7 protein-coding genes, 1 tRNA gene and 1 pseudogene are annotated in these 7,544 nt (G+C 64.6%); 2 read left to right on the forward strand and 7 right to left on the reverse strand.

All coding sequences use genetic code 11. The features are described 5' to 3' along the window. Nucleotides 1-181: 181 nt before the first annotated feature. The 4 genes from RHBS_RS21115 to RHBS_RS21130 all read right to left on the reverse strand — a co-directional run bounded on the left by RHBS_RS21115 (nucleotide 182) and on the right by RHBS_RS21130 (nucleotide 1,653). Nucleotides 182-272: transfer RNA gene (locus RHBS_RS21115), tRNA-Ser, on the reverse strand. 91 nt (nucleotides 273-363) lie between these two features. Continuing rightward, on the reverse strand, nucleotides 364-561 hold the full coding sequence (locus tag RHBS_RS21120) for a CsbD family protein (RefSeq protein WP_121871940.1): 198 nt from the start codon (nucleotides 559-561) through the stop codon (nucleotides 364-366). 93 nt (nucleotides 562-654) lie between these two features. Next, complete coding sequence (locus RHBS_RS21125; protein WP_121871939.1) at nucleotides 655-1,110, reverse strand: nucleoside deaminase; 456 nt, start codon at nucleotides 1,108-1,110, stop codon at nucleotides 655-657. 3 nt (nucleotides 1,111-1,113) lie between these two features. Further along, nucleotides 1,114-1,653, reverse strand: a complete 540-nt coding sequence (locus tag RHBS_RS21130) for a tRNA adenosine deaminase-associated protein (protein ID WP_094635770.1) — start codon at nucleotides 1,651-1,653, stop codon at nucleotides 1,114-1,116. A 63-nt stretch (nucleotides 1,654-1,716) separates the two neighbouring features. Between RHBS_RS21130 and RHBS_RS21135 the strand changes: the two genes are divergently transcribed. Further along, the gene (locus RHBS_RS21135; protein ID WP_121871938.1) at nucleotides 1,717-2,688 is read left to right on the forward strand and encodes a prephenate dehydrogenase; all 972 of its coding nucleotides are present in this window, start codon (nucleotides 1,717-1,719) and stop codon (nucleotides 2,686-2,688) included. Here the strand turns inward: RHBS_RS21135 and RHBS_RS21140 are convergent. After that, nucleotides 2,661-3,175 (reverse strand): annotated as a pseudogene (locus RHBS_RS21140) (putative glycolipid-binding domain-containing protein). The gene RHBS_RS21135 and the pseudogene RHBS_RS21140 overlap by 28 nt on opposite strands. Nucleotides 3,176-3,363: 188 nt before the next feature. Here RHBS_RS21140 and RHBS_RS21145 point away from each other — a divergent pair. Continuing rightward, entirely contained in the window at nucleotides 3,364-3,705 is a 342-nt protein-coding gene (locus RHBS_RS21145) for a hypothetical protein (protein WP_121872896.1), read from the forward strand. Here RHBS_RS21145 and RHBS_RS21150 read toward each other — a convergent pair. Next, entirely contained in the window at nucleotides 3,702-5,525 is a 1,824-nt protein-coding gene (locus RHBS_RS21150) for an ABC transporter ATP-binding protein (RefSeq protein ID WP_121871937.1), read from the reverse strand. The genes RHBS_RS21145 and RHBS_RS21150 overlap by 4 nt on opposite strands. Next, complete coding sequence (locus RHBS_RS21155) at nucleotides 5,518-7,311, reverse strand: ABC transporter ATP-binding protein (RefSeq protein ID WP_128646378.1); 1,794 nt, start codon at nucleotides 7,309-7,311, stop codon at nucleotides 5,518-5,520. The genes RHBS_RS21150 and RHBS_RS21155 overlap by 8 nt, the downstream gene beginning before the upstream one ends. Between the last annotated feature and the right edge of the window lie 233 nt (nucleotides 7,312-7,544).

A 7,544-nucleotide genomic window follows, 5' to 3' on the forward strand; every position in this document is an offset into this window, starting at 1 on the left:
AAACGCGCGCGCACTTGCTAGGTGCGCGCGAAATAGACCCCGCATCAATAGCAAATCCGAACGCGTCCCACGAATGCGCGCGCGTTTGCGACAAGACCCCGGCCGCACACCCCGGCCGCTGCCCCCACCCTCACGTAGCGCACAAAAAAACTCCCCACCTGTGTGAACAGGTGGGGAGCTTTGGCGGTGGCGGAGGGATTTGAACCCTCGGACGGGGATTACCCGTCACACGCTTTCGAGGCGTGCTCCTTAGGCCGCTCGGACACGCCACCGCAGAAGACTGTACCGGAATGACGGCCTGAGGCTAAATCGCCTGCTCAGCGCGCAAATCCATTGGTCATTCCGCAGGCTCCACTCCGGCGACTAGTTGCCGGTGAGCTTGTCCTTGATGTTCGAGGCCGCGTCCTTGACCTTCTCGACGCCGTCCTTGACTGCTGCCGAGGCCTGGTCGCCCTTGCCTTCTGCTTCGAGGTCCCTGTCTCCGGTGGCCGAACCTGCGGCTTCTTTGGCCTTGCCGCCGAGGTCTTCGGACTTGTTCGAGATCTTGTCGCCGATTCCCATAGTTCTCTCCTTCGCAGAGGTTGGAGCGCTTCTTTGCGCCTGCCCTCCACCCTCCACAAAAGTGGACATCGGGGCCACCGTGTGACGAGATCGTTATCTCTGGCGAGCGAAGAACGTGGTCAACACTTTGGCGCATTCGGCTTCCAGTACGCCACCGCGAACCTGTGGTCTGTGGGTGAGTCGACGGTCTCGCACGACGTCCCACAGCGAGCCGACGGCTCCAGTCTTGGGTTCCCAGGCCCCGAACACCACCGCTCCGACGCGGGCCAGCACCAACGCCCCGGCGCACATCGTGCAGGGTTCCAACGTGACGGCCAGGGTGCAGCCTTCGAGTCGCCAGCCGTCCCCGTGGACAGCCGCTGCTCGACGCAGTGCGATCACTTCCGCATGTCCGGTGGGATCGCCCGACACCTCCCGCGCATTGCAGGCCCGGGCGATCTCACGTCCCGAGGCGTCGAACACGACGGCTCCGACGGGGACGTCGGCATCCGATGCCTCGGCCGCAGCCGACAGCGCTGCGCGGATCATGTCCGCGTCGGACACCGGCATCGGTTACCGCCGCAGCTTGTTCACCGCTGCGGCGAACTCGTCCTCGAAGCCCAGTCGTTCAGCGATGGACTGCAGCTGCTCGTCTGGGTAGTCGTCGGTCTCGGCGACGATGATGCCGAGGACGGCTTCGGGTAGTCCGAGGTCGGCGAGCAGCGCGAGGTCGCCTTCTTCGTAGGGTTCGATGTCGTCGAGTTCGTCGGGGTCGACGTCGGGGATCTCGATGTTCAATGCGTCGAGAACGTCCGCGGCGATTTCGTAGTCCACTGCGGCGACCGCGTCGGACAGCAGGAGTCGGGTGCCGTTCGGTGCGGGACGCAGGATGACGAAGAATTCCTCGTCCACGTCGAGCAGTCCGAACACGGCTCCCGAGCTGCGCAGTTCACGCAGTTCGGTCTCTGCCGCCGACAGGCTGGTCAATGCGTCGTCGGACAGCGGCGTGACGGTCCACTTGCCTTCCTCTCGGACAACTGCAACGCCGAATCCCTCGAGGTCGTCGTATTCCGGTGCGGATGCGCGGTTGTTGTTCGCGCGCTGTGCGGCCATGCGCGCAACGGTAGTCCGGTAGGGGCCGGTATTCGAAGTCCACCTCCCGTCGACGTCACCCACCTGTGCCAATCTGATCGGGTGACTTCTTCTTCGGTGTGCGTTCTGGGTCTCGGACTGATCGGTGGGTCGATCCTGCGCGCGGCCCACGACGCGGGCCGTCAGGTGTGGGGATGGAACCGATCGGCCGACGCGATCGCCGGTGCCACCACCGATGGCTACGACGTCGGTACCGACCTGGCAGCAGCGCTGAGCAGGGCCGCAGCACAGGACGCGTTGATCGTCGTCGCCGTCCCGATGCCTGCCGTCGACTCCGTTCTGGCGGCCGTCGCCGAGCATGCGCCCGCGGCTCCGATCACCGATGTCGTCAGCGTCAAGGCCGAGGTCGCCGCTGCCGTGGCCACTCGCGGACTACAGGCTCGCTATGTCGGTGGACATCCCATGGCGGGCACCAATCAGTCGGGGTGGTCGGCCACCGATCCGACACTGTTCACCGACGCGGTGTGGGTGGTGACAACCGACCCGGGAGTCGACGCCGACGTGTGGGTTCGGGTGGCCCAGCTCGCCCTCGACTGCGGTTCGGTGGTGGTGCCGGCCGAGAGCGTCGAACACGACCGCGCTGTTGCCAGAATTTCTCATCTACCGCATCTGCTGGCCGAAGCACTGGCAATCGTGGGAGCGGACGGCGGACCACTCGCGCTCGGCCTGGCTGCGGGCTCGTTCCGGGACGGGACGCGGGTGGCGTCGTCGTCGCCGAATCTCGTCCGGGCGATGACCGAGGGCAACGCCGCCGCTCTCCGAACCGCGCTCGACGAAGCGGTGCATGCGCTCACCGCAGCGCGGGAAGAACTGGACGAAGGTTCGACGAAAACGCTGGTCGACGCCGGAAACGCAGCGCGTCTGCAGTACGAGCAGCATCAGCGCTTCGAGATCACCGACATCACCCCGGGCGAACCGGGCTGGCGGGAGAAGCTGCAGGACGCGGGTCGACGCGGTGGCGTCGTGCGTCAGATCCGCTCGGCCAGTCCCGGATAGTCGAGCACGAAGCCGTCGGCGTCGACCCTGACCGACGACGTGGAGACCGGCGAGATGACGTGGATACCCTCGGAACCACTGCTGTAGGTCAGCGTGGCTTCCTGGATGCTGAGGTCGAGCAGGTTCACGTACACCGTGGGCACCTCGAGGTCCTGGACCTGGGTGTGCAGACCGAATCGACGGATCGGCAGAGTGTTGAAGAACGGGCTGAGCACCATGTCGACGTCGAGCGCTCCGCTGTAGGTCGAGCGCTGATGGCTGGTGCTGTTCTCGACCATCCAGTAGCCCTCGTCGTCGCGGCTGACGGAGGCCTGCCGGTCACCGGACGCGAGCGAGGTGCGCACCGAGAGCCTCTTGGTGACGCCGTATTCGTCGGTCACCAGGTCGTAGGACGCGCTGAAGGCGGGGTGATCGCTGCACGCGGCACCGATGATGCGTCCGGCAGCTTGATGCGGTTGCCCGAGAGCTGGACCCGCACCGATTCCATACGGGGAACGTCATGCGCTCGCCACGTGAGGATCGAGGGCCAGGATTTCGCGTCTGTGGAGTCGGTCGCGGGGATGGAGACTTGCTCTGCACCCGATGCTTGAGTGATCACCCACCTACGGTAGGCGACGAGGCCCCCAGAAGATCAAGCGGACGTGCCTTTTCTCGCAGTTCACTAAGGTTGTGCCCGTGACGACAGAGAACACCGGCGGCGGGCAGTTCGATTTCGCGCACTCCGAGCAGGCTGCGAAGAGTCGACAGGACAAGGCGAAAGCTCTGGCGCGCTACGTGTGGGATCGCGGAATCACCGGTGCCGAGCTGCTCGACCTCACCGACGCCGTCCGCCGCAAACTCGCCCGCGCTGCCGATCTGCACCCGCCGAGCACGATGGAGACGTGGACCATCGTGGCCGAGTTGCTCGACCGTAAATCCGCCTGGGCGGCCGAGCACCCGGGACACGACGGTGCGACGCCCCAGCACGCGGACGAGAAGATCATGTGGGTCAAGCCGCCGATCACCCCGTGGACTTAGACGAGCGAGTCCTCCCACTCCTCGTGCAGGTGCGCGAAGCGTCCCTCCCCAGCGATGAGGTCCTCGGGGGTTCCGTCTTCGACGATGTTTCCGTCGGCCATGACGAGTACCCGATCTGCGATGGCCACCGTCGAGAGGCGGTGCGCGATGATCAGCGCCGTTCGTCCCTGCAGGATGGTCTCGAGCGCGCGCTGCACCAGCCGCTCGCTCGGGATGTCCAGGCTCGAAGTTGCCTCGTCCAGCACGATCACCGACGGTGCGGCGAGGAACACCCGAGCGAAGGCCACCAATTGCCTTTGGCCCGAGGACAATCGGCCTCCGCGCTTGCGCACGTCCGTGTCGATTCCCTCCGGTAGCGACGCGATGAACTCCGTCAGTCCGACGGCGTCCGCCGCTGCCCGCACCTCCGCATCGGTCGCGGTCGGGCGGCCGAGTCGGATGTTGTCTGCCACCGAACCGGAGAACAGGAACGACTCCTGTGTCACCATCACGACGTTGCGCCGCAGATCCTCGTCGCTGATCTGCCGCATGTCGACGCCGTCGAGTCGGACGGCTCCGGCCGTCGGATCGTAGAAGCGCGCCAACAGCTTTGCCAGTGTCGACTTACCCGCTCCGGTGGCTCCGACCATCGCGACTACCTGTCCGGCGGGTACGTGCAGCGAGAATTCCGGTAGCACGACGCGTTCGGGGCCGTAGGAGAAGTGCACGTCGTCGAACGTGATGTCGCCCTTCGCCGTTCCGATCTCCACGGGGTTCTTCGGTGCCGTCACCGACGGTTCCTCCTCGAGCACACCGGAGATCTTCTCCAGGGCAGCGGCGGCGGACTGGTAGGCGTTGAAGACCATCGCCAACTCGTCGAGCGGTCCGTAGAACCGGCGCAGATACAGCACGTAGGCCGCGAGCACACCGATGTCCATGTGGCCGTTGATCACTCGCCAGCTACCGAACACCAGGATGATCGCGAGCGTGACGTTGCCGATCCAGCGCACGATGCCGGTGTAGCTCGCCATACCGCGCAGCGCTGCGGTGGTGGCGTCGCGATACTCCGAATCCTCGGTGTTGAGAATGTCGTCGTTGCGGCCCTCGCGCCGGAACACCTGCACGGCGCGGATGCCGCCCATGGATTCGACGAAGTGGACCACGACGCGGGCGATCGCCACCCGTGTTCGACGGTATCCCTGGCGTTGTCGGCGCTGCGACCACCGGGTGACGAGAACCAGTGGCACGAATCCGGCCAGCACGATCATCGCCATCGGAACGTCGAGATACACCAGGATGATCGCGATCGACACCATCGACAGGATGGCGGTCAGGGCGTCGTTGAGCGCGCTCTCGAGCAGTGTCTGCAGAGATTCGACATCACTGGTCAGACGCGAGATCAGCCGTCCCGAGGTGTAATTCTCGTGGAAAGACAGGCTCAGCTTCTGGGCATGGTCGAACACCCGTCCGCGCAGGTCGTAGAGGATGTTCTGGCTCAGCCGACCGGAGACGGTGAGAAAGGCGTAGGTGGTGAGCATCCCGAGCAGACCGAAGCCGGTGTAGCCGCCGATCGCCCACATCAACGGAGTCCAATCACCCTGTGCTGCAGCGCCGACACCGTTGTCCAGTGCATAGGCGATGAACAATGGACCGGCGACGTAGGTGATGTTGTCGACCAGAATGATCAGGAAGGACAGCAGGGCCTGCTTCTTGTACGGCCGCACCAACGAGGCGAGCAACCGGCGAGAACGCCCGGCCAGCACCAGGTTTCCGGTTGCGTCGACCTCCGATTCCTCGCCGCCGACGCCGCGCCAATCTGCCGCTGCGGTTTGCTCAGCCATGAATCGACCCCATCACCTCGCGGTACCGCGGCGACGTCGCCAGCAGTCCCTCGTGTGTTCCCTGCTCCACAATTCTTCCGTTCTCGAGATACAGCACGCGGTCGGCCAACGCAGCGGTCGACGGCCGGTGCGCTACCAGCACTGTCGTCGAGTGCGCCAACACGCGCCGCAATTCCTTCTGCACTTTGGCTTCGGTGTCCACGTCGAGCGCAGACAGCGGGTCGTCGAGCACCAGCACCCGCGGTTTGCCCAGCACCGCCCGCGCCAACGCGAGCCGCTGCCGCTGCCCACCGGACAGACTCATGCCCTGCTCACCGATGCGGGTGGCCAGGCCCCAGGGCAACTGCTCGACGAAATCCGTTGCGTGCGCGATATCCAACGCCTCGGCAATCTCGGCATCGGTCGCGTCGGGCGAACCGAGCGCGATGTTCTCGCGCGCACTGGCCGAGAACAGCACCGGATCCTCGAACGCCACCGTGACGATCGAGCGCAGATCGGCCAACCGCATCGAGGCCACGTCGATACCGTCGATGGTGATGGAGCCCTCTGTGGCGTCGAACAGCCGAGGGACGAGGTTCGTCAGCGCAGTCTTTCCACTACCGGTGTTGCCGACCAGCGCGACGGTCTCCCCCGGCTCGATGACGAAGCTGACGTCGGTGAGCAGCGGCGACGACGCGTCGGGAAAGGTGAATCCGACGCGATCGAATTGCACTCGGCCACGGATTCTTTCGGGCAATTCGACGGGATTGTCCGGATCGGTCACGGTTTCGGGAGTATCCATGATTTCCCAGTACCGATCTGCCGCCGTGCGTGCGTTGTTCAGCTCGGCCAGGAGATACCCGAAGGATTCGATCGGCCACAGCAGGAAGGCGACGATGGCAATGGCCGCGACGAGCGTGCCGACCGTCATGGTGCCCTGCACGATCGAATACGTACCCACAGCCAGGATCGCGCCGATGGTGATCGGCTGCAGCCCGACGATCACCGCCCAGATGATCGCCAGGTAGCGCACCTTCTTCAGCTCGGTGCCCCGCAGTGTTCGGGCCTGACGCAGAAACTGCTTGCCCAAGTGCGCACTTCGGCCGAACGCCTTGAGGACGCGAATGCCCTGGATGGATTCCTCGACCGTCGTCGTGACGTCGCCTGCCTGATCCTGAGCGTCACGGGCCACAACGCGATAGAGCGTCTCGAACTTGGTGCAGGCGATCACCAGCGGTACCGACGTCACCAGCATGATCAGCCCCAATTGCCAGGACTGCACCAGCAATACACCGATGCCGACGACCAGTGTCACGGCGTTGATGATGATGAACGGGCCGATGAAGGCCATGAACCGCCGCAGCGAACCGAGATCTGCGATGGCGCGCGAGAGCAGCTGTCCCGATTCCCAGCTCTCGTGAGCCGAGACCGACAGTCGCTGCAACTTGTCGAATACCGTTGCACGCGCTGAAATCTCGAATTGGCTCGACGGTCGGGAGACCAGGTAGCGGCGAACCCAGATGCCGAGTGCGTCGATGGTGCCGAGCAACAGGACGAATGCCGCAGGCCACCAGACAGCAGAGAAATTGCGATCGGTGATGGGGCCGTCGATGACGCGTTGCATCACCAGCGGAATCACCAGACCGGTCATGGTGGCGATCAGCGAGACCACGATCGAGGCGATGTAGAACCACTTGTACGGCAGCAGAAACGGCGCGAAACGACGCAGTGAGCTGCGCGGCTTCGCGGTGTCCGGGTATGGCTGATCGAGGGTTCGGGTTTCGGGATCGAGCACACCCGTAGACACAGTTCTTCTCCTTATTGCTGTGCTCGAATGATTTCATTGCACAGGCTCAGTTTCCAACCGATTTTTCGGCCCTCGCATTCCAGTGTGAAACCTCGAGCGTGGTCGAGGTCAAGGCCGACCACTCTCGAGTAACGTAGGACCGTCGGGCGAGGGAAGGGCACACGTGAGCGCACGGTCGATGGTCGGGTTGTTCGCGGGGATCGGCGGGCTCGAGCTGGGGCTGGCCGACGCAG

Source organism: Rhodococcus sp. BS-15 (assembly GCF_000813105.1).
Classification (GTDB): Bacteria; Actinomycetota; Actinomycetes; order Mycobacteriales; family Mycobacteriaceae; genus Rhodococcoides.

Excerpts from the sequence above, each read along its gene's own strand:
- RHBS_RS21150 (WP_121871937.1), bottom strand. The coding sequence starts at position 5,525 with ATGGCTGAGCAAACCGCAGCGGCAGATTGGCGCGGCGTCGGCGGCGAG.
- RHBS_RS21120 (WP_121871940.1), bottom strand. The coding sequence starts at position 561 with ATGGGAATCGGCGACAAGATCTCGAACAAGTCCGAAGACCTCGGCGGC.
- RHBS_RS21125 (WP_121871939.1), bottom strand. The coding sequence starts at position 1,110 with ATGCCGGTGTCCGACGCGGACATGATCCGCGCAGCGCTGTCGGCTGCG.
- RHBS_RS21130 (WP_094635770.1), bottom strand. The coding sequence starts at position 1,653 with ATGGCCGCACAGCGCGCGAACAACAACCGCGCATCCGCACCGGAATAC.